This window comes from Bacillus sp. FSL M7-0791, from assembly GCF_038627085.1.
GTDB lineage: Bacteria > Bacillota > Bacilli > Bacillales > Bacillaceae > Bacillus > Bacillus safensis.
The window spans coordinates 1,876,030-1,900,641 of sequence record NZ_CP152022.1; the positions used below are offsets into that span (position 1 = coordinate 1,876,030).

23 protein-coding genes are annotated in these 24,612 nt (G+C 42.0%); 7 read left to right on the forward strand and 16 right to left on the reverse strand.

Features of this window, described 5'->3' with window-relative positions:
* Positions 1-26: 26 nt before the first annotated feature.
* Entirely contained in the window at positions 27-872 is an 846-nt protein-coding gene (gene proC, locus MHI08_RS09425; RefSeq protein ID WP_073205920.1) for a pyrroline-5-carboxylate reductase, read from the reverse strand.
* A gap of 422 nt (positions 873-1,294) precedes the next feature.
* Between proC and MHI08_RS09430 the strand changes: the two genes are divergently transcribed.
* Together MHI08_RS09430 and MHI08_RS09435 are read left to right on the forward strand one after the other, a co-directional pair.
* Positions 1,295-2,491: a cytochrome P450 gene (locus MHI08_RS09430; protein ID WP_034621369.1), complete on the forward strand. Its 1,197-nt coding sequence runs from the start codon at positions 1,295-1,297 to the stop codon at positions 2,489-2,491.
* 130 nt (positions 2,492-2,621) lie between these two features.
* Positions 2,622-4,664 (forward strand): molybdopterin oxidoreductase family protein, encoded by a 2,043-nt coding sequence (locus MHI08_RS09435; protein ID WP_034621412.1) that lies wholly within the window; start codon positions 2,622-2,624, stop codon positions 4,662-4,664.
* Between the two features lie 44 nt (positions 4,665-4,708).
* Here the strand turns inward: MHI08_RS09435 and MHI08_RS09440 are convergent, their stop codons facing one another.
* The 3 genes from MHI08_RS09440 to xylA all read right to left on the reverse strand — a co-directional run bounded on the left by MHI08_RS09440 (position 4,709) and on the right by xylA (position 8,355).
* Positions 4,709-5,395, reverse strand: coding sequence for a glycoside hydrolase family 11 protein (locus MHI08_RS09440; RefSeq protein WP_025093139.1), 687 nt, complete (start codon positions 5,393-5,395; stop codon positions 4,709-4,711).
* 87 nt (positions 5,396-5,482) lie between these two features.
* The gene (xylB, locus tag MHI08_RS09445; protein ID WP_342499580.1) at positions 5,483-6,982 is read right to left on the reverse strand and encodes a xylulokinase; all 1,500 of its coding nucleotides are present in this window, start codon (positions 6,980-6,982) and stop codon (positions 5,483-5,485) included.
* Between the two features lie 35 nt (positions 6,983-7,017).
* On the reverse strand, positions 7,018-8,355 hold the full coding sequence (xylA, locus tag MHI08_RS09450; protein ID WP_081124498.1) for a xylose isomerase: 1,338 nt from the start codon (positions 8,353-8,355) through the stop codon (positions 7,018-7,020).
* A 210-nt stretch (positions 8,356-8,565) separates the two neighbouring features.
* On the opposite strand from xylA, the gene MHI08_RS09455 reads away from it, so the two are divergent.
* On the forward strand, positions 8,566-9,726 hold the full coding sequence (locus tag MHI08_RS09455; protein WP_041109437.1) for an ROK family transcriptional regulator: 1,161 nt from the start codon (positions 8,566-8,568) through the stop codon (positions 9,724-9,726).
* 46 nt (positions 9,727-9,772) lie between these two features.
* Here the strand turns inward: MHI08_RS09455 and MHI08_RS09460 are convergent, their stop codons facing one another.
* The 3 genes from MHI08_RS09460 to csaA all read right to left on the reverse strand — a co-directional run bounded on the left by MHI08_RS09460 (position 9,773) and on the right by csaA (position 13,642).
* Complete coding sequence (locus MHI08_RS09460; protein ID WP_163115447.1) at positions 9,773-11,380, reverse strand: glycoside hydrolase family 43 protein; 1,608 nt, start codon at positions 11,378-11,380, stop codon at positions 9,773-9,775.
* Between the two features lie 24 nt (positions 11,381-11,404).
* Positions 11,405-12,796, reverse strand: coding sequence for an MFS transporter (locus MHI08_RS09465; RefSeq protein ID WP_034621364.1), 1,392 nt, complete (start codon positions 12,794-12,796; stop codon positions 11,405-11,407).
* A 513-nt stretch (positions 12,797-13,309) separates the two neighbouring features.
* Entirely contained in the window at positions 13,310-13,642 is a 333-nt protein-coding gene (gene csaA / locus MHI08_RS09470; RefSeq protein WP_135032254.1) for a chaperone CsaA, read from the reverse strand.
* Between the two features lie 246 nt (positions 13,643-13,888).
* Here csaA and MHI08_RS09475 point away from each other — a divergent pair, with 246 nt between their 5' ends.
* The gene (locus MHI08_RS09475) at positions 13,889-14,368 is read left to right on the forward strand and encodes a hypothetical protein (protein ID WP_024422662.1); all 480 of its coding nucleotides are present in this window, start codon (positions 13,889-13,891) and stop codon (positions 14,366-14,368) included.
* Here the strand turns inward: MHI08_RS09475 and MHI08_RS09480 are convergent.
* The 7 genes from MHI08_RS09480 to MHI08_RS09510 all read right to left on the reverse strand — a co-directional run bounded on the left by MHI08_RS09480 (position 14,365) and on the right by MHI08_RS09510 (position 20,376).
* On the reverse strand, positions 14,365-15,993 hold the full coding sequence (locus MHI08_RS09480) for a YndJ family protein (protein WP_342499581.1): 1,629 nt from the start codon (positions 15,991-15,993) through the stop codon (positions 14,365-14,367). The two genes, MHI08_RS09475 and MHI08_RS09480, sit on opposite strands and share 4 nt — an antisense overlap.
* Positions 15,983-16,591 (reverse strand): DUF4166 domain-containing protein, encoded by a 609-nt coding sequence (locus tag MHI08_RS09485; protein ID WP_206533772.1) that lies wholly within the window; start codon positions 16,589-16,591, stop codon positions 15,983-15,985. The genes MHI08_RS09480 and MHI08_RS09485 overlap by 11 nt, the downstream gene beginning before the upstream one ends.
* Complete coding sequence (locus MHI08_RS09490) at positions 16,554-17,435, reverse strand: membrane protein (RefSeq protein ID WP_034621360.1); 882 nt, start codon at positions 17,433-17,435, stop codon at positions 16,554-16,556. Before MHI08_RS09490 ends, MHI08_RS09485 begins: the two co-directional genes overlap by 38 nt.
* Positions 17,436-17,583: 148 nt before the next feature.
* Positions 17,584-18,156: a TetR/AcrR family transcriptional regulator gene (locus MHI08_RS09495; protein ID WP_024422665.1), complete on the reverse strand. Its 573-nt coding sequence runs from the start codon at positions 18,154-18,156 to the stop codon at positions 17,584-17,586.
* Positions 18,157-18,159: 3 nt separating this feature from the next.
* Complete coding sequence (locus MHI08_RS09500) at positions 18,160-18,879, reverse strand: MBL fold metallo-hydrolase (protein WP_034621358.1); 720 nt, start codon at positions 18,877-18,879, stop codon at positions 18,160-18,162.
* Positions 18,880-18,915: 36 nt separating this feature from the next.
* On the reverse strand, positions 18,916-19,389 hold the full coding sequence (locus tag MHI08_RS09505; protein WP_218677534.1) for a GyrI-like domain-containing protein: 474 nt from the start codon (positions 19,387-19,389) through the stop codon (positions 18,916-18,918).
* 54 nt (positions 19,390-19,443) lie between these two features.
* A complete protein-coding gene (locus MHI08_RS09510; RefSeq protein WP_024428349.1) occupies positions 19,444-20,376 on the reverse strand; it encodes a YafY family protein in 933 nt (310 codons plus the stop codon).
* A 118-nt stretch (positions 20,377-20,494) separates the two neighbouring features.
* Here MHI08_RS09510 and MHI08_RS09515 point away from each other — a divergent pair, with 118 nt between their 5' ends.
* A complete protein-coding gene (locus MHI08_RS09515) occupies positions 20,495-21,019 on the forward strand; it encodes a mother cell-specific membrane sporulation protein (protein ID WP_342499582.1) in 525 nt (174 codons plus the stop codon).
* Positions 21,020-21,050: 31 nt separating this feature from the next.
* On the opposite strand, the gene czrA is transcribed toward MHI08_RS09515, so the two are convergent.
* Positions 21,051-21,380, reverse strand: coding sequence for a Zn(II)-responsive metalloregulatory transcriptional repressor CzrA (czrA, locus tag MHI08_RS09520; RefSeq protein WP_024422670.1), 330 nt, complete (start codon positions 21,378-21,380; stop codon positions 21,051-21,053).
* Between the two features lie 184 nt (positions 21,381-21,564).
* On the opposite strand from czrA, the gene MHI08_RS09525 reads away from it, so the two are divergent.
* Both MHI08_RS09525 and MHI08_RS09530 read left to right on the forward strand, forming a co-directional pair.
* Positions 21,565-22,890 carry an APC family permease gene (locus MHI08_RS09525; RefSeq protein ID WP_025093128.1) on the forward strand — a complete coding sequence of 442 codons (1,326 nt, stop codon included), beginning with the start codon at positions 21,565-21,567 and terminating at the stop codon, positions 22,888-22,890.
* 97 nt (positions 22,891-22,987) lie between these two features.
* A complete protein-coding gene (locus MHI08_RS09530; RefSeq protein ID WP_024422672.1) occupies positions 22,988-23,650 on the forward strand; it encodes a lysozyme family protein in 663 nt (220 codons plus the stop codon).
* Positions 23,651-23,684: 34 nt separating this feature from the next.
* Here the strand turns inward: MHI08_RS09530 and prpB are convergent, their stop codons facing one another.
* The gene (prpB, locus tag MHI08_RS09535) at positions 23,685-24,602 is read right to left on the reverse strand and encodes a methylisocitrate lyase (protein WP_342499583.1); all 918 of its coding nucleotides are present in this window, start codon (positions 24,600-24,602) and stop codon (positions 23,685-23,687) included.
* Positions 24,603-24,612: the final 10 nt, after the last annotated feature.

Genomic DNA, 24,612 nt, shown 5'->3' on the forward strand with positions numbered 1-24,612 from the left:
TAATCACTCCTGTACCTGAGCTCTATTTATATAGATACTTTTTGTTTTTGCTGATTGCTTATCTCTTTTGATCGATTGGCAGCATGCTTGACAGCCTGCTTGATCGCTTCTCCTCCGCCAAAATCATCTAATGCATTGAGTCCTGCAGCAGTTGTTCCATTTGGTGACGTAATTTTCTCTCTTAGGACAGAAGGATTTTCCTCTGTTTCTTGCAGCATTTTTGCCGCACCGAGGAGTGTCTGCGCGCCAATTTGGCGAGACAATTCCTTTGATAAACCTGCCTCTTCTCCTGCTTCTTCGATTCTTTCCATTAAGAAATAAAAGTAGGCGGGCCCGCTTCCAGCAATTCCAGTAAAAATATCCATTTGCTCTTCCTGAATGGTATAGACTTCGCCCATTTCAGATAAAAGAGCCTGGCTTATGCTCATATGGTCGTTTTTCACGTAACGTCCAGCAGATAAAGCAGTCGCTGATGCCCCGATCGTACTTGATGTATTTGGCATGACCCTCATAACAGGCTGGCCTTCATGCAGCATGTCTTCAATATACGATAGCTTGACACCTGCAAGGACAGACATGATGAGCTGATCTGGCTGAATACGAGGTTTTAATGATTCAAGGGCTGCTTCAGCATCCTTTGGCTTCATGGCCAGGATCAACATATCCATTTCTTCAAAAGGAAATGAATCCATTGCGGCTGTTTGGATTCCGTATCGTTTCGTTAGTTCATTCAATCGAAGTTGATTTTGTCTGTTTGTTGCGTAAATTTGGTCTAGCGGCATCTGTCCTGATCGCACAATCCCTGCAATCATTCCTTCAGCCATAGAGCCTGCTCCAATGAAAGCAACTTTCTTTTGATCAATGATATTGATCCTCTCCCTTGTTCGCTTTTTGTTCGTGTTTTTCGCACGTTAGTAATCGTAACATGATGAGAAATCGTGTCAAGAAAGAGCCAGCGCTTTTCAAAAGTCCCGAATGCATGGCCGGCAGCTTGCTGCAAGTATGTTAGCCGTGTTTTTCAAATACAGTAATTTAGATCAAAAGAACTATGATCATTTGAATCATAGGACCCTTTCGTTCGACTGGATTCACCAATTTATTTTTGGTTTCGGTGACTTCAATTCTATTTTTCAGAAAGCGCTCTCATTTTAATAACTTTCTATTTTCCTATATAGTGTATGTGCTTGAATCTTTCGATTAGACTATTGACATATTTTAGAAAACATGTCCGTTGAAATGATATTTTACTGGTGATACCGTGAAAGAGAAATCATGTGAAAAAGGAGCGTTCATAATGAAAGTGAAAGAAAACTATGTCAATGTGATTCCAATGAAAGAAATCCGTTCTACCGATGACCTTCTTTTCCCATTCCCTATTTACAATGAGCTGCGTGCAGAGAGTGATATTAGATATGATGAGACAAGAAAGTGCTGGGATCTTTTTCGATATGCGGATATCCAGTCTGTTCTAAAGCAGCCTAAAGTGTTCTCTTCACAGCGAGGAAGAAGCACGTCTAAAACAAGTATTTTAACGATGGATCCTCCAAAACATACAAAGATGAGAGCGCTTGTGAATAAAGCGTTCACCCCAAAAGCGATCAAGCAATTAGAAGATAAGATCAAAGACTTGACACATGATCTATTAAATCAAGTTAAGGATCAACGTACGTTTGATATTGTGCAAGATTTAGCAGCTCCCCTGCCAGTGATGATCATCGCTGAGCTTCTCGGTGCAGAGGTGCAGGACAGAGAGCTGATTAAAAAACATTCTGATGCCCTTGTGGCAGGTGCTAAGGATGAATCAAAAGAAGCCATTCAGGCTGTTGTAGATATGCAGAAACGCGCTGAAGAGGAGCTGTCCGTTTATTTTGCTCATTTGATCAAAAAACGAAAAGAAACACCAGCCGATGACTTGATCTCGCTTCTCATTCAAGCGGAAATTGATGGAGAGCGTTTAACGGAAAATGAACTGCTTGGCTTTTGTATTCTACTACTCGTTGCAGGCAATGAGACAACGACCAATTTAATAACCAATGCCGTACGACTGCTGACAGAGCAGCCGCATATCGCTGAATCAGTTCGGCAGGACCCCTCTCTTATTCCTCAATTGACTGAGGAAACGTTACGGTATTATCCCCCTGTTCAAGCCATTGGCCGAATCGCTGCAGAAGATGTTGAAATTGCAGGCGCGCACATTGAAAAAGGAGACTATCTCATCAGCTGGGTTGCTTCAGCAAATCGGGATGAACAGAAATTTGAAGATCCAGATACGTTCCGGCTTGACCGAAAATCAAATCCACATATGAGCTTTGGGTTTGGCATCCACTTTTGTCTCGGTGCACCGCTTGCCCGGCTTGAAAGCAACATTGCGCTTGACGTTTTACTCCATACGTTTCAAGACATCACCTGCGCTACAGATCAGCTAAAACCTATTCAAAGCACGTTTGTTTTTGGGGTAAAAGAATTTCCTGTACAAGTCACCCGTTTTTAAAAGTCCCTTTTCAGGGGCTTTTTTTCATTTTCTTCAATTCATCATCTCTTTCTTACCTTCCTCCTCCGAACATGCTAAAATAAAATCCATACAAAGTGATAACGGAATGCAGAAAGGAAGCCGAAAACTCATGACCGATTATACAGCGATGAAAGACGGAATATTCAAATCAGTTTGTTCGTTAGACTGCCCGGATCAGTGCGGTCTTTTAATACATAAAGAAAATGGAAAGATCGTGAAAGTGCAGGGAGATCCGGACCACCCTGTCACACAAGGAAACATTTGCAACAAAGTGCGTAATGTCACAGCCCGTTTATATGATGAAAAAAGACTGACCACTCCTTTAAAACGTGTTGGCCAAAAAGGCGAAGGTCAGTTTGCACCGATTACGTGGGAAGAAGCCATTGAAACCATTCGGCAAAAATGGACAAAGTTGATCGAAGAAAAAGGACCAGAAAGCATTCTGCCTTACAGCTTCTATGGAAACATGGGCAATCTCAACGCAGAAGGAATGGACCGCCGCTTTTTTTATCGTCTTGGTTCAAGTCAGTTAGACCGGACAATCTGTCAGTCAGCAGGAACGACTGGCTATAAATATACAATGGGTGCCAGCATTGGGACAGATCCTGAAGAAACCATTCATACGAAACTATTTATCTTTTGGGGCATCAATGCCGTGTCGACAAATATGCACCAAATCACCTTGGCACAAAAAGCACGAAAGCAAGGAGCGAAGATTGTCGTAATTGATGTTCACAAGAACCAAACCGGCCGGATGGCAGATTGGTTCATTCCGCTTCGGCCTGGTACTGACAGTGCACTTGCCCTTGGCATCATGCACGTCCTTTTTAAAGAGGAACGTACAGATGAAGCCTTTTTAGAGGCTTACACGGTCGGCCATAAGGAGCTGCGCGAGCATGTAAAGCAGTATGATCCAGACACAGTTGAGCGGATCACGGGTGTTCCTAAAGGCGATATCATTACACTTGCAAGAATGTACGCTGAGACATCGCCCTCTCTCATTCGGATTGGGAATGGTTTACAGCACCATGATAATGGCGGGATGAGTATTAGAACCATTTCCTGCCTCCCTGCCCTGACTGGTCAATGGCTGCACAAGGGCGGCGGAGCGATGAAATCAAACTCTTCTTTTCTCAGTTATAATGAAACAGCTCTTCAGCGGCCGGATTTATTAAAAGAACGCACACCTAGATCATTTAATATGAATCAACTGGGCAGCGTGCTGACAAGCGCAGAGCCTTCCGTTGATTCTCTCTTTATCTACTCGTGCAACCCAGCGGTTGTGACACCTGAAGCGAATAAAGTCAGAGAAGGTTTGCTGAGAGAGGATTTATTTACAGTGGTTCATGATTTATTCCTGACAGAGACAGCGGCGTATGCAGACATTGTCCTGCCGGCGACATCAGCCTTTGAAAACGAGGATTTCTATACGTCATACTGGCATCATTATATTCAAATTCAGGAGCCCGTGATAGAACGCTACGGAGAAAGCAAATCCAATACTGAAGTATTCCGCCTGCTTGCCCATGCGATGGGCTTTGAAGATGAAGCCTTCCGCGAGACAGATGCTGAACTGATGGAACAAGCTCTTCATCATCCAGAAAATCCGCATTATGAGGACATTTCATACGAAGCATTAAAAGAAAAGAAATGGATCAAAGCGAAACGTGGACCTTTCCAGGAATTAAAGCTTCAAACCCCAAGCGGGAAAATTGAGCTTTATTCTGAACAAATGAAAAAAGACGGGTATCCAGCACTTCCAACCTATGTGCCCCTTTATCAGGAAAGCGATTATCCGCTTACCTTTATACCGGGACCGAACCATAATTTTCTGAATTCCACCTTCTCACTTCATGAAAAGCATCAAAAGCTAGAGAAATTTCCGAAGCTTCACATGAATGAACAGGATGCAAAGGAAAGAAAAATTGAAGATGGTGACATGGTACGTGTGTTGAACGACCGAGGAGAGTGTGAGCTTGTCGTGTCAGTCGGTCAAAATGTATTATCTGGTGTTGTGGTCAGTCAAGGTTTATGGGCAGATCAAAAAGGCAAAAAGCATTTAGTGAATGGATTAACACCTGATCGATTGGCAGATATGGGCGGCGGCGCGACGTTCTTTTCTGGCAGAGTGGAAGTTGAAAAATTATCATAGAAAAAGTAAAAGCCAGCAAAAACTGCTGGCTTTTTTATAAGCTTTTATCGTCCAATAAACAGCTGGTTGGTCATCACATTCGCACTTCCGCTGCTCTGGTAGCCTTCTACAGTAAATGCTGTTTCATACATTTTACCCATTGGCATGCCTAAGCTTTCCCATTTATTAAAATGCGCACTGACGGAGACCGTTCCGCTTGTACGCTTTGTTTGTCGTACACTCCAATATTGCTTGAAGGTCGCGATCCCGATAATGGAAGGCTGATTAACGCGGGTCGTTTCATAAATGTCATATGTGCCTCCATCTGCATAGAATGATCCTTTATACGCTCCTGTTGGACGATATGTGCCCCATGAATCAACAATGTAGTATTCTGCTAATGGAGATTGTGTCCAGCCATAGACACATAAATAGGAATTCCCGCCTGGGTTAAAGTTTGCGTTGTAATTGATGGAGATGTTGCCAAGCTGATGATGAGTTTTAGTGGAATCAAACTTCTTTCCTTTCCGAAATAAAGCATTTCCGATACTGTTCCAGCCTGCAGTAAATGCCCCGCCGTTATTGAGTGTCATTGAGGTGTTTCCATAATCCTTCCATAATTCATAATCGTATCCGCTATGTGTACCCATTTCATTATTATAAATCGTTTTCGCATCAGCTGGCACAGCCGTCAGTGTCAGCACAAATCCAATACACACCACAAACAAAAGCCTCAATCTTTTCAAATTCATTTTCCATCCCTCTCCTTTTTTCATCCGTATTGTTCTGTCATCCCTAAGGTGAAAAACCCATCACCTCCTTTCATGCACCCTTCTCAGTTAGATGGAACGATACTGCTTTAACCCGGCATGGATATCTTTTGTTTGTGTATAAATCCTTTGATACAAATGAAATAGATCAGCATATACTTCCGCATGTTGCTGCTCTGGTTCATAAACAGCGGCTTGATGGATCAATTGGTTAGCACATACTTCAAGTGACGGATACCATCCGCAGCCAACCGCAGCAAGCATGGCTGCACCTAAAGCAGGCCCTTGTTCATTGTCTAACTGGATGACTTCAGCCTGAAAAATGTCTGCTTGCATTTGAAGCCAAGTCCGGCTTCTCGCACCGCCGCCAATGGACACAATAGAATCTATGTTTTTTCCTGCCTGCCGGAATAATGCGATAGATTCATTTAGCGAAAAGGTAATTCCCTCTAACACAGCTCTGACAACATGTGCCCTTTCATGCCTGCTGTCTAATCCAATCAAGCTGCCGCGAATGGTCGAATCCGCATGAGGTGTTCTTTCCCCGACTAAATAGGGAGTAAAAAGCAATCCTTTCGCTCCTGGCGCTACATGAGCCGCACCTTCTAAAAGTGATTGGAACGATTCCTCAGGAGCCAGTAAGTGTTTTGCCCAGTTAAGGCTATATCCTGCTGAGAGGGTGACACCCATTGTGTAAAAAGCGTCTTTTTTTGCATGATGAAACAAATGTAAATTCCCTTGAAGCTCCCTTTCATGATCCTCTTCGTAGGAGAGAATCACCCCAGATGTGCCGATGCTGCATAACGTGCGGTCAGAGGACAAGATGCCAGCACCAATTGCTCCGCAAGCATTATCTGCCCCGCCGGCAAAAACCTTCGCGCCTTCTTTCATCCCAACATCACGTGCAATGTGCGGCAAAAGTGTACCAACCTCCGCCTCTGATGTGACAAGCGGCGGGCAAATATGAGGAGAAATATCAAATGCCTGACAAATCTCCTCACTCCACGTCTGTTCACCGATATTTAACAGCAAAGTGCCAGCCGCATCAGAATAATCCATATGGACAGCGCCAGTTAAACGAAATCTGACATAATCTTTTGGGAGTAAAAACATGTCGATTTGCTGATCAATATGTGGTTCATGTTCCTTTACCCATAATAATTTTGGCAGTGTGAATCCTTCTAACGCCTGGTTTTTTGTGATCTTTTGCAGACGGTCTCCCAGCTTTTTGGTAATATGTGCACATTGTGCTGTCGTTCGTGTATCATTCCATAAAATTGCAGGGCGGAGCACTTCGCGAGATTCATTTAATAGAACTAATCCATGCATCTGGCCGGAAAAGCTGATGCCTTCAACTTGTCTTGAATGAACAGGCTGATTTGCCATCAGTTCTTTCATCACAGCCATTGTCTGGTTTACCCAATCCTCGGGGTGCTGCTCACAGTATCCAGGCTTCTCTTGAATGAGGCGGTACGGCTTAGAGGCTTCACAGCACACCTTCCCGCTCTCATCCACTAATATCGCCTTGACCCCGCTCGTTCCAAGATCAATTCCCATCACATATTTCATGTTTTCACTCCTTCAAAACAGGTCAGCCCCTTCAATTAATCTTCTAACAAGTATTGATTTAAACGGGCTTTCAGCTGTTCCTCTCTTCCCGATTCGTTTCTGATCAAAGGATGTTTCAGCGCATATTCTTCTAATGTATGAAAGTTTGCCTTCCCTTCTGAAATGTCACGTCCAATTCCTTCAGAAAAGCTGCGATACCGGTGCTTTATCACATCCTCAAACACACGGTCTTCTATGAGTCTATGAGCGACCCGCAGTCCTTTTGCGAATGCATCCATCCCAGCAATATGAGCATATAAAATATCTTCAAGTTCAAAGGAAGCTCTTCTCACTTTTGCATCAAAATTAAGACCGCCAGACCCTAGACCGCCATTTTGCAGAATTTCATACATGGCAAGAGTTGTGGCATACAGATCGGTTGGAAATTCATCTGTATCCCATCCAAGAAGCGAATTACCTTGGTTTGCATCAACAGAACCGAGCAGCCCATGTATTCTTGCGACACGTAATTCATGCTCAAACGTATGGCCGGCCAGTGTCGCATGATTGGCCTCAATATTTAATTTAAAATGGGAATCTAATCCATATTGCTTTAAAAAGGCGATGGATGTCGCTGCATCTGTGTCGTATTGATGAGTGGTTGGCTCCTTTGGCTTTGGTTCGATTAAAAATTGGCCAGTGTACCCAATTTCTTTTGCATAATCAACAGCCATATGCAAGAAAGCCGCCATGTGATCAAGCTCTCTTTTCATATCTGTATTGAGCAGCGTATCGTACCCTTCTCGTCCACCCCAGAAAACATAATTTTCTGCACCGAGTTCTTTGGCGGTTTCAATGCCTTTTTTAACCTGTGCGGCCGCGTAGGCAAAGACATCTGCATGACAAGATGTCGCAGCGCCGTGTACAAATCTAGGGTGCTTGAACATATTGGCTGTGTTCCACAGCAGCTTTACTCCGCTTTGCTTCATGTATTCTTTCATTCTTTCTAAAATGATGTCTAATTGTTGATTCGTCTCTTGAAGCGTCTCCCCCTCTGGCGCGATGTCACGGTCATGGAATGAAAAATACGGAACATCCAATAGGTCAAAAAGCTGAAAAGCGACTTCCAATCTAGCTTTTGCTAAATCCATTCCGCTATAGGAGTCCCAGGCTCTTTGCATCGTGCCAGTTCCAAACATGTCTGTTCCATCAGCCGTCAAAGTATGCCAATAAGCGACTGAAAAACGCAGGTGGTCTTTCATTGTTTTTCCGCCAATCACTTCGCTTGGATTATAGTATTGAAAAGCGAGTGGATTTTTTGATTGTTTTCCTTCATATTGAATTTTGCCGATTCCTTCTAGACTGTATAATGTTTTCATATTTGATTTGGCCATTCTTCATTCCTCCTGAGTACACTTTGTAAGTTGATACAACAAACTAATGATCAATCTATGAAAAAATCACTTTGAATTTTCCATATTTTTTAGTTTTTTAAAAATATTTTCGTTATAATAAAGTTAAAATCATCTTTCTTATCGAATACATGCGAAAAAAAGCAGCTCTTCTCAACTTAATCTAAAGACGAAACAAATGGAGTGGATAACGTGGATATCGCTGATCAGAACTTTGTCAAAAAAATAAATCAAAAACTTTTATTAAAAGAAATTCTCCAGCATGCGCCCATTTCGAGAGCAAAATTATCTGAACGCACTGGATTAAATAAATCGACTGTTTCTTCTCAAGTAAGTACGTTAATGAAAGAACATCTTGTCTATGAGATCGGTCAAGGTGAGTCTAGCGGCGGGAGAAGACCGGTTTTACTGATGTTTAATAAACGTGCTGGCTGTTCCATCGGAATCGATGTCGGCGTTGATTACGTCAATGGCATATTAACTGACCTTGAAGGGTATATTCTTTACGAAGAGCAGATCAAGCTCCCACCCAGCTCTCCTGAGGTGACGATACGTAAATTAATTGAATTAATACAGCAGCTCATCACACAAATGCCCTCTTCCCCATACGGGCTCATTGGCATTGGCCTATGCATACATGGTTTAGTGGATGCAGGTGAACAAATCGTGTTTACGCCTCATTCAAAATGGAAAAATGTTGATCTGAAAACCACGCTCCAAGAGACATTCCAAGTACCGATCTTCATTGAAAATGAAGCAAATGCCGGTGCATATGGTGAAAAAATCTTTGGTGCCGCTAAACATTATGATCATTTGATCTATGCAAGCATCGGCACTGGCATCGGGATTGGAATCATCATCAATCATCATTTATACAGAGGAGCGTATGGCTTTTCTGGTGAAATGGGACATATGACAATCGATTTTAACGGACCGACATGCAGCTGCGGGAACCGTGGGTGCTGGGAATTGTATGCTTCTGAGAAGGCCTTGTTTCAGTCTCTTCAAACAGATGATCAGCACATCTCCCATCAAGACCTGGAACAGCTGGCCAAGTTAAATGATATGAAAACGCTCAATGCCCTGCGCAACTTTGGCTTTTACCTTGGTGTCGGTCTCACAAACGTCCTGCATACCTTTAACCCGCAAGCCATTATTTTAAGAAACAAAGTGATCGAATCACATCAGGCGGTTCTACATGTGATTAAGGAGGAGGTATCCTCGCGAATGGATACGCAATTCAGCTCACATGTAGAGCTGCTCCCATCATCATTAGGACACAATGCACCAGTATTGGGGATGACTTCTCTTGTCATAGAAGCTTTTCTGCAAGATGCCACCCTCACAACCTGATCTATATATTTTTCAAAAAGAGGCAGCTCGTAGCGAGTTGTCTTTTTTATTCGTCTGTTTCCTCATAGCGAAAATAGTGAAAATCAGCAGGAAGACGCTCGCCGCTCGTATCTTGGCACTGCATACCGACAAATGCCCCTGTAAAAAAACCTCCACCTCGAATGAAATCATCGGATAAATGGATGGATTCAAACGGTACATCAATTTCCTTCCACTCTTTCTGATCAAATGAATAAGAATATTTATATGTCTCTTTCCGAACGGTCACTTTTAAATAGACATAAGTGACCTCGTCAGGAATGATGATTTTATGTGTCAATGGCTGAGAAAAGGCAAGGTTTTGACAGACAGATAGTTCAAGCGTGCGGCCAAGTTCCTCATCATATGTCACCTGGAGTGCTGTCCAGTTTTCCGTATTATAATAATTCACAAGACCTGCGGCTTGCTGAAAGTTTTCTGGGAAGAACGAAACAGCTGTCTCTGCTTCAAAATAAAAGCTTTGCCAGCGTCTGGCAACAAATGCTTGGGTAAACTTAGACGTTAAAGATTCGCGGCCGAATAACCTTAAATGCTGAGGTTTCTCCGTTAACGAACCAATCTGATCGGTAAACGGAATTCTTAATGTTTGAAAGTGTCTATTTAGAGTTGATTCTTTAAATTCATCGACTGTATGATAGGTTGGTGCAAAAACCTTTTCTTCGATCTTTGGCGCTTCAACCTCTAGCGTCCCCTCTTTTCCGCCTACAACATAAGGCCAGCCATCCTTCCATTCAAGCTTTTGGATCGCTGTTTCTCTTCCTAAAGGGCACCACCCTCTCTGTTGAAAAATAGATTCCTTGCTTGATTGAATCGGGCGGCCAGTGAGATGAGCGAGATACCATTCATTTGTATGCGTTTGAACGATTGAAGCATGCCCGCATTTTTGAAGCGGATGTTCAGGCACATGGAAGGCACTTAAAATCGGGTTATCAGGATGAACCTCATAAGGCCCTTCAATATGCGAGGACCGGGCGATCGTTGCTGCATGCTCATACCGGGTACCTCCTTCTGCCGTTAATAAATAGTAGTAGTCACCGATATGATACAGATGCGGCGCTTCTGTCAGTTTAATCGGTGTGCCTTTAAAAATGACCTTCCTTTGACCGATGAGCTTCTTTTCAGCCACACTATATTCCTGCAAGGCAATACCTGAAAACGAATGATGCTTTTCCCTATGATCCCACAGCATATTTAAGACGTATTTCTTCCCGCTGTGATCATGGAATAAAGATGGATCAAAGCCAGAGCTGTTGAGCAGGATCGGTTCACTCCAATCGCCGTCCACCTCGCTTGCCGTGACCAAATAATTATGACCGTCTTTAAATGGGCCATCCACTACTTTGATATCTGAATAAATAAGCCAAAACTGCCCATCAGCATAGCTTAAGCACGGCGCCCATACCCCGCCAGAGTCAGGATTCCCCTTCATATCCAGCTGCGACGTTTTTTGCAATGGACGCGCAGCAAGACGCCAATGGACGAGATCCTTTGAATGATAAATTTGCACCCCTGGAAACCATTCAAATGTAGAGACGGCCATATAATAATCTTCTCCTACACGGCAAATACTTGGATCAGGATTAAACCCTTTGAGCACTGGATTGGTAATCTTCATTGAACTTCCTCCTCTTTCAGAGACCTACATTTTAAAATCGTCCATATGATCGATATACACTTTGTCTCTATTCTCAAGCTCCCGTACGACTTTTTTATGTTTTTCTTCGTCTAGGTTATAAAAATTAATATCCACCATCGCTAAAATCAGTAAGCATACAGGAATCACCGTTGTCGTGATTAAAATGCCAAGTAAAGCTTCTGGTGATTGCATTTGATTCGCAACATAGCCAAAGCGATCGAGTACAAGCCCTGGCACAATCCCGCCTAATGCCATCCCAAATTTAAAGAAGAATCCGATGATGGCATAGATGAGCCCGCCCATCCTTTTCCCTGTTTTATATTCGCCATATTCAACAGTTTCAGGAATGAGCGCCCACATGTAAGCACCGGCTGTAATACTTCCTGCAGCTGCAACGAGCCTAAAAATCAGTATTAAAGTGATTTGACTCGGCGGTATCACAAGTAATGCAAGAAGACCTACGATATTCAGCAATAATGAATAATTCAGCAGCTTTTTCTTTCCTAACAGCTTGTGCAGTTTTGGAATAAACGGCAGCACCATTAAAGCTGGCAGACTGCCAATGAGTCCGTACCATTTCACTAAATCTTCTCTGCCGAGGTTATACGTCACATAATAGATCCCAACAGAGTTACTGATCGAGTTCACGCCAAAAATAATAATAAAGAAAATGCTTAATACAACAAGCGGACGATTGACACGTAACTGCACAAAGATATCACTGAACTTAATTTTTTCCTCCGGCTTTTGAAGTGTGACACGTTCATTCGTGCTTTTAAAACAGAAAATAAGTAATGCACCGCCAAGAACGCCAAGAAAAGCCATCGTCATCTGCCAGCCGAGAGCTGTATTTCCTGTTTTATCGCTCAAAAAAGTCGCAAGAAAAGGAACAAAAAAAGCAACAACTAGACCTCCGAGATTAGCAAAAAGCATACGAACAGACGTAATACTGACAACCTCTTGGTTATTTCTTGTCATTGCGGATGTTAAAGCACCATAAGGAACATTGATGAATGTGTATGTAAGCGATAAACCAACATACGTGATGTAGGCATAAACGAGTTTACCCATTTCAGAAAGATCAGGTGTTGTAAAGCAAAGGATAGCAAGTACCACAAAAGGAAACGCACCGAATAACAAGTAAGGTCTAAACCTGCCAAAACGGCTGTTCGTTCGATCCACCAATGCACCAATAAACGGATCTGCAAGCGCATCAATGGCGCGGACAACTAAAAACATCGTTCCTGCTGCCGCCGCTGATAAACCATACACATCTGTATAAAAAAATAATAGATACGTAGAGACAGTTGCATAAATTAAGTTACATGCGAAATCTCCTGAAGCATATCCCACTTTTTCAGACATACGAATCTTTTTTAAATTCTCACTTACCATGAGCTTTCTCCCTTCTTCTCTTAGCCTCTTCTAATGAACAGATGATGGAGGGCAGCAGCAGTCAATACAAAGAATATAAAGCGCTTTCAATTTGTTGTAAAAATGAAGCTGAACATCTGATCCTTTCAGCTTAGCCCACATACACAGCAAATGATTTGAATGACGGAATCATCCCCTTTAATGACCGGATCATCACTTGGAATTCATCTTAGTTTATCGACTAAACAAACTAAGATGAATTCATTTTATAAAATCTGATCTGACTTTTCAATATTTTTTGAAAAAATAATCCAAATAATTGATTTCTTGTCATTTTTCTGCTGAAATGACGTGAAAAACTGAAGTAAAGCATTTAATGGTTGCAATTCCGATCACCTCATGCTATATTAATCAAGCGATGAGCTGAATTGTGTAAGTCGGGTAACATGTCTCCTTGAGACACACACGAATGTGGCGTGTGGTTATTCCGCCTCAATACGCAAAAGACATCTTCTCAGGAAGATGTCTTTTTTATTACCCTATTTTTGTTCCATTTTCGACAGGCTCATCTGTGGCTAGTAAAACCACGTCTTCTTTTGACGGCATGCCCCCTAAGACAAGCACTTCTGATTTGAAGCCTGCAATTCTTCTTGGCGGAAAATTGATGACTGCTACGATTTGTCTGCCAATAAGACTCTCAGCCGTATAACGTTTTGTCAGCTGAGCACTGGATTGCTTTAGACCAACCTCTTCACCAAAATCAATCTTGAGTTTTAATGCAGGTACTCTTGCCTCTGCAAAGAATTCTGCTTCAATGATCGTCCCAACACGAATATCTAACGCCAAAAACTGTTCAATATCTGCCATCTGATTCTCTCCTCTTCATTCAAGGGTAGGTTCATTTACTAGAGTTTTCTATTGTTTTTTTCATTGTAGCACATTCATTTCGTAAAAAAAGTGAGTCAAAAAGCCGATTCATAGCAAAAACTACCCTTTAGTTTACATAATGTTTTTATCGTCATGTATTAAATATTTGCATCCTGAAAATGAATTCAGTAAAATGGCAAATAATCCTACTGCTTCCTCCCAAATATATTGGGGAGGGGTTAACACTTGTTTACATTATCAGATATGTGGACATTTTGCTGGTCGTTTTTCGTCATTCTTCCTATCGTTGCCATCTTGCATCAGCTTGGCCATATTATGGTCGCATGGATGTTTGGCGCAAAGGTTTCTTTTGCTCTTGGCAGAGGCAAAAAAGTATTGAAAATAGGTGTTGTTGAAATTAGACGAATCTATTTTCTAGATGCATTTTGCCATTATGAAGAAATGAGGAAAAATAACCGATTCTCGCATATTCTTGTCTACCTAGGCGGATCATTATGCAACCTGCTCAGTGTTCTCATACTGAATACAATGATCGCCAATGATATCCTGCCAGAACATCAATTTTTCTATCAATTTGCTTACTTCTCTGTCTACTATGTATTTTTTGCACTGCTGCCAGTCCAGTATGCAGATCATCATCCGAGTGATGGGCAAGCGATTGTGAACATCATTCGGCACGGTGAACCATGTGACATCATTGACTAACAGGATGGCTTCCCGCTGTCAATTTGATAATGAATCGTTAAAAAGGGAATATCGAATAGCTTCATTTGATGAACTGCTGTGAGACTTTTATCTGTCTCCGGCTTCATATGAAAGCTTTCTTCCATTGGCAGTTTCATGGTGATAAAAGGTGTATGCAAATACAATCCTTCGTCACCGGTACTGCCTTTTGGACATGCACTTTTTAAGAGAAAGTCTTCCTTTTCATTAAAAGGTTTTAAAATGGCGGTCATCTGAGAATATGGAAGCGGCAGCGCAATATTCATATAGCCCGCAGCTGCATCGTGATGATGAGCATAAAGTGCAAAAAAAACCTGCTCCCCTTTTTCGTTATAACGGATCCACGCCCTGACATTCTTTCGCCCTTCTTTAGGATGTTGAAATGTAGTCAGACGCCCCTTCATTTCATACGGGATACGAGATGTCCCCAAATAGAGCTGGCCTATTTTCTTAAAAACTGGCTGAAGTAAAAAAACAAACGGCCTCACCCACCAATGAAAACAGACTGCTGCTTTTAACGTAAACGCCATCGGATTCTCATAAAACCTTCGAATCACAGGTGACACCCTATCAGCTGAAAATGTCGTTCCATTTAAATCATCAAGTGAATCGACTAAACCGAGGTTCTCTCGATCATGCATTCTTTCCTTTTGAAAAGAGATCAAATGAAAACGGCCATGCACTTTTGATATCGGAAAGTCCTTCTGCTTCAATTGATCCTTTGGCCCTTCGATCAGCCATCCAATCAAACCTGGTAAAATAACAAAAAAGGCATTAATACTGCCATGAAACCAAATCATCTGATCAATGCTGATGTAGGTCACGCGCATGAGCATGCCAGCGGAATAAAGAAGAGATAGCACGATCGTTCCCATTAAGACGCAGCTAGAAAACACAATCAGCACTTTTGCCGCAGTCGATCGAAACCTTGTTTTCATACAAAGAATACCGTACAAGTAGAGTGCAATGACATATAGCGTAACGCTGAACGTATCAAATAGACGGGAGAAGCTAATCCCAACAGCAATCATCACAGGCGACAGCAAAATCACCCAGCCTGCCGCTTTGTATAAAGCTGTCTCTTTTTCTCGCTGTCTCCCTAATAATCCATAGAAAAGCGGGATAAAAAAAGCTGAGTAATGAAAATGAATAGCGGTCAAAAGCACGATGATTGGTGAAAAGGTCATCACCTGTATATCTGCCGTGTACAGCCAAAACCAAAGCCCTCCTAAAGCGAGATACATCCATGCACCATCGATGATCAATTCATGAAGCGGAAAGATTCCCCTTTTCAGCAAACGAGTACAGCCATATAACGCCAAAAGAATCGTATACAAAAACCATCCCGATGCAAACAAGGCAGAATGATAGATGAATGCAGCCGTTGCACAAAGAGCAGCTAATGGAAAGGCTTTCATTAAAAAGCCGAGCAGTATCCCCGGCTTACTCTCCCTCTCTTCCTTCACAAAAAAGGCTAAAATTGCAGGAAGGAAAAACAGAATGGCTTTCAGTACAAATAACTCTGCTACCGGATCTGTCATCAAGCGGGTGGCGATAAAACAGCACATGAAGACGAGGCTTGATATCAAATGCCATTTATTCATCATGAGACATCACCCTTTCAGTAAACCGGCCTTTATATGTAAAAAGGGTCCCAAACAATCGGTTTTTCACATGCACATCAATAGTATACACACCCGCGTGCTCCTCGTAGCCTTCTGTGACATCTGACACACCGTAAAGCCATGAAGGCAGCGGCCACTCACGTCCTAACATCAACAGCTTCTGCCGGCCGGATTGAATGCGAAGGAACCCGTGCTTTGTTACTGTAAAATGAAGCTCTGACATAAGAAGTCTAGGCTTTCCAAAATAGTCTAGTACTTTATGACTCTTCTGATCAATGATCATATCTGCATCAAAGTGCCGTTCCTTCTTTGGGAAATAAAACGTACGAAACCAGTGCATGCCTTCCTCTCCCTTATTTGTCATAAAGGGTTTATTCTCAATCCTGAAAGGAATGTTTTTTCCTCTCTCAGGGAAAAAACAGCGAAACAGTGGACCAATTTTGAAGAAAAATCGAATGAGCCTCGTTCCGCCGCCTATTTCCTCCATAGTGCCTTCAGCGGTAAACGCCCGGTTGTATCTCTCTTTTAATTTTGGATGAAGCTTATCGTAATCCTTTACTTGATGACGATGAACGACCACGTCTACCTCCCCTTTTTCGTTTGATCGAAAATACATCTAAACAATCTTTTAAATTAATCATTCCTGCAATAGATAGAATCAAAAATGCACTCATCACAAGCGGCTCATGAAGTGTCGTTTGGGGGGATAGGATCCCGATACAAAGCATCAGCAGCAGAAACACACTTTGAAGAATGAACAAATATTTCTTTGATAGCTTAGGTATCAGCCATGATACGCCTATAAGGGCATAAAACAACCGAAATCCGGTGCTATGATCAAAAGCAGAATGTGAAAAAGGGATAACCGCTTGGCACAGCCAGACGATGGCAAACAGCAAACAAATTCCATAATGGGCAAGTGTTCTCTCCAGTAACAACCGAGGGTGCGTACCCTTTTCAAGCCACGTCTTTAGTGCGCCAAAACTAAAGGCCGTCATAAACCCCATCATCGGGCGAAAAAGAAATCGATCTGCCCACGCCCATCCTTTTCCTTCTTTCGGTTCATAATCAAATTGCGTTTGAAACACAATATGATCGTTCGTTTTCACATATTTCCAATAGCCGCCGCCTTCTTTGATAAAAGACAATGGGTGTGACGATTTGAATTTAAGCGAGGATGCCCGTTCATTCCGTTCATCCATCATTCTAGTTCGATATGCTCCTGTCCCTGTGACACTTACCCCAAAACCAAGATGCTTTTCATACAAAAAAGTTTGGGGCTGTTCATCTTGGGGTCCATTTAATGAAATGGTTGAAAAGCGCAAATCCCACTGTTCATGAAGCTTTGGATTTTGCGTATATTCCCATACTTTCTCTAAAGGTGCATGAATGGTTGTTTCCACATAAACAGGCTTTCTTTTCATCTGCCTCTACTCCTCTATGTGAATTATTTCACATAATAAGCATACCATGTTTCACAAAACTGTCAAACCTTTATTCGTTTTTCTCGCTAAAAAATTGTGCCAGATGGACACTCCTTTATGATATCGATTTGCTATAAAAAAAGACCTGTCAAATAGACAGATCTTCTTTTTGCAATACACCTGTGATATAGAGCCGAACCGCATAGCTCACACTTTCTTCAAGCTGTTCTTTTCGTTGAAATCCCTTTTTATTAGAAATATCACCGAAGCCGTGCAGTAAGCTTCTCAGTCCTCTGACGACATGCGTCATTTCTTCTTCTTTTACACCAAAGCGTGACATAATGGATTGAACAAACTGAACAAGGCGCTCTGCTGCAAGTCGTACTTCTTTTTCGTTCATATGTGAAAAGGCAGCTTCATAAAGACCGGGATGTGTTCGGACAAATTGCACATATTGTCTGGCAAAGGCTAAAACAGCTTCTTCTTTTTCTAGCCCCTCTGTGACTTGCATCCCTTCCTCACAAAGCATGGAGAGCCCCTTTACTGCGAGTGCTGCCTGAATCTCATGAAGGCCGGATACATGATTATAAAGAGAAGGCGGCCTGATATTCAGCCTTTTAGACAATGTAGCAATAGTCAAAGCGGAGAAGCCCTCTTCATCAACAAATGCAGCCGCTGTATCCATAATTTTTTCTTGTGTAATTCCCATTCTTGGAGACACGGTTTACTGCCCTCCTTTTTTTAGCTGGTACTGTCTTTTTTTAACGGCAGCTTGAAGCTTTTCATGAGGCTCTATGATAAGGTCACCATGTCCTGCAGCAAGACAGGATATGCTCAGCGCTAGTAATTTTTCAGCGCTTTTTAATGCGGTTTCTGCATCCCATGTGGCAAATGCCGGGAACGGGAAGCTCCACCGAAACTCACCTGTAACCGATAAGTCCCCTTTTGTCACAAGGGCATCCCCTGCAATGACAACTCCTGACCTTTCATCGTATAAAGAAATGCTGCCGGGTGTATGCCCTGGTGTTGCAATCACTTTGAGCGGCCCAATCTCATCTCCTTCTTCGACAAGTACATCTGGTTTTGTATGAATATTTTTCATAAAACTGCCTTTAATTTTTTGCTGAGGTTCATCAGGAAGCAAGGAAAAGTCACCTTCAAAAAGGCGTGCATCACGTTTTGATAAATAGACAACTGCCTCTGGAAAAGCCTTCTTCACCTCATCTAATGCGCCGATATGATCCATATGGCTATGAGTGAGAATAATCTTATGAATTGGTTTGTTCTTTTTACGGGCAAATTCGATGATCGAGTTTGCCGCCATTTTTAAAGCAGCATCAATTAAGATGAGTCCTTCCTCTTCCTCAAAGACATAGCAATTTACCGGAAATAATCGCGGCATCAATGTAAGCTGGTGCAGACGGTCAAAAGTTGTTAATCTCATGATTGTCCTCCTAAAACTAATATCGTTAGTTTTATATTAACTAATGGTATTAGTTTTAGCAATCATTTTTTCATCAACCGCAATATAAATATCAATTTGCGCTTCTTTTGGATCAATAGATCTTTCATCATACCATTCAAAATCACCTGTATAAGTGCGGTATTGACGCTGATCCCACGTCCAAATCTTGTGCCATGTTTCAAGCACGACCTCTTCAATCGGTCCTTTTCTCGTTTGAAATCTTGCATAGGTGGACGCAGGAATCTCTTTTACATGTTCGATCTGCTGATCCGCGAACTCTCCAGCTGTAAATAAATAAGAACCATGTTCATCTTTTTCATAATCTGAATACAGCCCTATGACTGGAGCTTGTCCCCCATGTAGCTGCTGCGCAAAAAAATCCTGCCAAAGCGGTGCAATCTTCCGCTCTTTTGTTTTCTCTATTTCATTTGTTGTTCGAACAGACAACCCTTTGATCCATTGTTTCTCTAATGTGACGATATCGTACATACATTCTCATCTCCTTTTCTCCCATCATATAAAAAGAAACCTGACAACAGTGTGTCAAGTTTCTAATCGCTTCATAAATTGTTTTAATTGGAGATCAAATGCTTCCTTGATGTGCTGAGGTGAAACAATGTCGACGTCCGGTCCTAAATGGAATAGGAAACTGTGCAGCCAATCATCTTGCGGCACAGTCAATGCTGCCAGATAGGTCCCGTCTGAACATATGATCAATTCGTTCTCATCCACCCATTCCTTCACTTTGCCAACTGATGCTTCCGTTAACCTGAGCGTGAGGGTTGTGACTGAAGGTTCTTCATGCCAAGAGTCATTCCAAGGCTTCTCTTCATTTTTGATTCTTTTCGGCCTGAAATATGCTGAAATGGTGATGAGGTCTGTCATTCTGGTCAGCTTGAATAGACGAAAATCATGTTTCACACAACAAAACGCATACAAGTACCAATGCCTTCCTTTTAAGACAAGCGTATAAGGCTCCACTTTCCGTGGAAGTGTTTCACCTTTTGCATTGCGATAAGTGAACTGGATGAATTGATGCGCGGAGGCAGCGGTATGGATCAGCTGAAGCTTCTTTTCTGCCTGGCTGTCTTTCCCCCATGAGCTTAAATCAATAAAGACATGGTGCTGTTTCTCGCTTTCATCGCTTTGTGGCGGAATGAGAGATTTGATTTTTTTCAGTACATGTTCACTTTCTTTAAAGGAGTATGCACTCGTCATGCTTTCAAGGGCAGTTAAAATAAGCTCAATGTCATCATCGGTAAATAATTTTTTCTCTAAACGATAGTCGTCAACAAGCGAAATGCCTCCGCCTGCTCCTTGTGTTGTCACAATAGGAATCCCGGCTTGATTGATGGTCTCAATATCGCGATAAATCGTCCTTACGCTCACTTCGTGAAGTTCAGCAAGGTCTTTCGCTTGTATTTGCTTTTTGCTAATGAGCAGCATCACAATAGACAAAATACGATCGATTTTCATGCCTTTTCCTCTTTTTCATAAATGTAGGTTTTGATTTGATAAAAAATGAAAGAATGGTAAAGATAAGGAACAGCCAGCATTCGTTTACATCCCTGCACATGCAGGAGGAGGTTGCATCATGACACATCACGTGTGGCAGTTATTCATAATTGGGAGCATTATGCTGATCTGCATCATCTTTCGAATGAATCGAATGAGACGCTATCAGCTTGTGCGCCCGATCAGTCTTTTGATGAGAATGTATGTATTTGGACTCACTGCCCTTATTCTCTTATTAGAAGGCTGGCAAAATCACAGCATTTTCATCTATGCCGCTATTGGTATGCTCTTTGGAAGCAGTCTGGCCGTTCATGCCTATGAGACGATCCGCATGAAAGAAGAAAATGGCCGTCTTTATGTGAAAACGAGTAAATGGATTGAAAGCTTCATTTTATGCTTATTTTTATCTCGACTTAGTTTTAAGCTGGGTGAGCTGACGAACCATTCGCTCACAAAGATTGGTGTCGTTGAACTGTATCAGCATATTGTGAGTGATGACGCCATGACCATGCTCAGCTTTTTTCTGTTAGCTGCTTACTATATCGTTTTTTCTTATCAAATGATGAAAGCAGGTAAACGATCAACACGTATGCATCATGCGTAAAAACCTTCCTACTCATATAGGAAGGTTTTTATTAGTCATGCTGTGCATGATGAATCATTTGTTCAAGTACTTCCATCACATGCTGATCTTCAGGACTGTAAAAGATCGATGTCCCTGCTCGTCTAGATTTCACGAGACGAAGGTTTTTTAAAAAGCGCAGCTGATGAGAAACTGTTGATTGCATGAGATTCAGCGTTTCTGCTATATCATTTACCGAGTATTCACCTTGAGACAGCAGGTGCAGAATACGAATACGTGTCGGATCAGATAAGGCTTTAAACGTTTGGGAGACAAGAAATAAACTTTCTTCATCCAGCTCCATCCGTTCCTGTTCTTGATTTGTATTCAGTTCTTCCTTCATTTCGCTTCACCTTTCTTGTTAGTCAAATCACGACTTATTCTATGTATCATCATATACTAAAACGTCCGGCGTGCAAAGCGGGCACACTTTAAACAAAAGATTTATTCAAATAGCATTGACACTTGGTAGCATTCTTTTTAAAATGAGCATTATTTATTCATTTTTAGAGGAGCTGATAGGCAAATTGACTGAAGAGCCAAGACTAAAACGCAGCCTGACTGTCTTTCCACTTGTTGTGATCGGGCTTGCTTATATGGATCCACTTGTCGTATTTGATTCATACGGCATTGTTGCTCAGCTGACGAAAGGACACGTCGCTGCAGCTTATATATTTACGTTGCTGGCATTACTATTGACAGCGCTTAGCTATGGGAATATGGTGAAGGCTTTTCCAAAAGCAGGATCTGCTTATACATATGCACAAAAAAGTATTCATCCTCATGTCGGCTTCCTTGTGGGCTGGACACTCTTACTGGATTATTTATTTCTGCCTATGGTGAATTTTGCGATTGGAAGTGCTTATTTAACCGCAGCCTTTCCTGATGTACCTCATTACATTTGGATCATCATACTTGCTATCGCCATAACGACTGTCAATGTCATCGGTATACGGCTTACAGCCAACATTACGGCGCTGTTTGTGACATTTCAGGTCATTGTCGCCGTCACCTTTGTTGGATTTGTTATTTATGGGCTCACGCAAAACGCTGGCAGTGGAGAGTTATTGTCAGCCCGGCCTTTTTATTCAGCGAGCTTAGATCCAGCGCTTATTTTTTCAGGAGCGACCATTTTATGTTTCTCCTTTCTAGGATTTGATGCCATTTCCACTATGTCTGAGGAAACCATTAAACCAAAAAAGACGATTCCGCTTGCCATTTTCTTAACAGTTGCGATTGGAGGCGTACTGTTTACTTTGACGTCTTATTTTTTGCAGCAGGTGTTTCCAAATTTTCAGCAGTTCAAACATCCTGATGCAGCCTCACTTGAAATTGCAGAATTTGTGGGCGGCGCATTTCTCCACTCGTTCTTTTTAGCCGGCACAATGGTCGCTGTCATTTCTTCCTCCTTATCGTCACATGCGAGTGCAGCAAGGCTTTTATATGCAATGGGAAGAGATCAATCGTTACCAAAGCGTTTCTTCGGGTATATTCATCCGAGATTAAAAACCCCTGTTTTTAATATTTTGTTAATCGGAGCTTTCTCATTAACCGCAGTCGTTGGCGAACTTGAAGTCATTTATTCCTTTATCAGCTTCGGCGCCTTAATTGGATTTACCTTTGTGAATTTGTCTGTTTTTGCGTACTTTTTCGTCAAACAAAAACAAAGAGGTGTACTGAATACATTGAGATATGCCGTGATCCCTCTATGCGGGACGGCGTTTTGCATTTGGCTGTTAACGAGCATCAGTACAAATGCATTAATCATTGGCTTGATTTGGCTAATTATCGGTTTTGTTTATTTCTGCTTCAGGCTGAAAACAAGATCTGAATTTACGTTTGGATATGATTGATTATAAGGTTTTCACTTGGTATCCTGCACAGGATATGGCATAATGAAAAGGCTGTACTTCCCTTTTAAAAGCGGGGCAAAACAGGGGTGAACTGACCTTGAAAAAGAAAAAAACAGGATGTTTTGCCATTTCAGGCTGTTTCACGATTTTTCTCTTTGTTTTCGTATTAGCAGCCATTGCCATCTCCTTTAATCAAAAGGAGTTAAAAAAGCTGCCGATTGATACGGAATCAATTGTTTTGTCGAGATTGGATGATTACAAACCGCTTGTAGAAACAGAGTTAAGAGATCAAGATTTAGATCAGTATACCGGGTTAATCCTCGGTATGATGTATCAAGAATCAAAAGGCAGGGGCGGAGATCCAATGCAGGCCTCTGAATCTCTTGGTTTGAAACGAAATGAAATCAATGACCCTGAGAAAAGCATTAAACAAGGAGTCCATCATTTTTCGACTATGTACAAGCATGGGAAGAAAAAAGGCGTTGATTTGGAAACCATTATTCAAAGCTATAACATGGGAATCGGCTATATTGATTTTGTTGCAAAAAACGGGGGAAAACATTCCGAGAAACTGGCAAAGCAATACTCCAAAAAGCAAGTGAAACGAAACCCCGAGGTCTATACGTGCGGCGGCAATAAAGATAACTTCCGCTATCCGTATTGCTACGGTGACTTCACTTACGCTGAAAAAGTAAAAGAAAAAACGAAAACAGTTGAAGAAAAGATGAAATTGGCTTCTTCATCCACACCATCATCGTAAAAAAAGCACTTCCGTCAAGGAAGTGCTTTTCATTTTATCGCTGTTCTTTCCCAATTTCCGGGAGGATCGTTTTTGCTAAATGCTGGTCCATTTCCTCATATTCATCATAATGAATCGTTTCATACAGCTCTTTTCTCGTTTGCATATCCCCAAGTATCCCCTGCTGCGTTCCCTTTTCCATGATTTCTGTAAATAAACGCTCATACGCTTTTGCAGCAACTCTAAGTGATGACACAGGGTAAATGACCATTTGAAAGCCAAATATAGAAAATTCATCTGCATGATAATAAGGCGTCTTGCCAAACTCCGTCATGTTTGCAAGGAGCGGACCTTTAATATGGTTTGACGCATGCGTGAAGTCCTCTGCTGTAATGAGTGCCTCAGGAAAAATAGCATCAGCTCCTGCTTCTACGTAAAGATTGGCCCGGCGGATGACATCCTCCATTCCATTTACGGACTTTGCATCGGTTCTCGCAATCACCAAAAGCGTTGGTGCCGCTTGTTTGATGGCTTTGATTTTTGCGACCATTTCTTCTACTGGAACGAGTGATTTCCCGTTTAAATGCCCGCATTTTTTCGGCATTTGCTGATCTTCAATTTGAACAGCTGCCACTTTGCTCTCAACCATTTCTTTTGCCGCTCTTGCTGCATTTAAAACACCGCCATAACCTGTGTCCATATCGACCAAAAGCGGCAGCTGGGAAGCTCGAATCATCTCCTTCGCTTTTTCAGCCATTTCTGTTGAATGGATCATGCCGAGGTCTGGCAGTCCTTTGCTGGCACAAAAAGCGGCACCTGATAAATAGAGCCCTTGAAAGCCCATTTTTTTCGCATAGAGCGCAGACATTCCATCGTGAACGCCTGTAATTTGAAATAAAGCTGATTTGTTCATTTGTTCTTTAAAGGCTGCGGCTAAATCAGCCTGACTTCTTTCTTCATTCACGATCCACACGCTAGCTCCC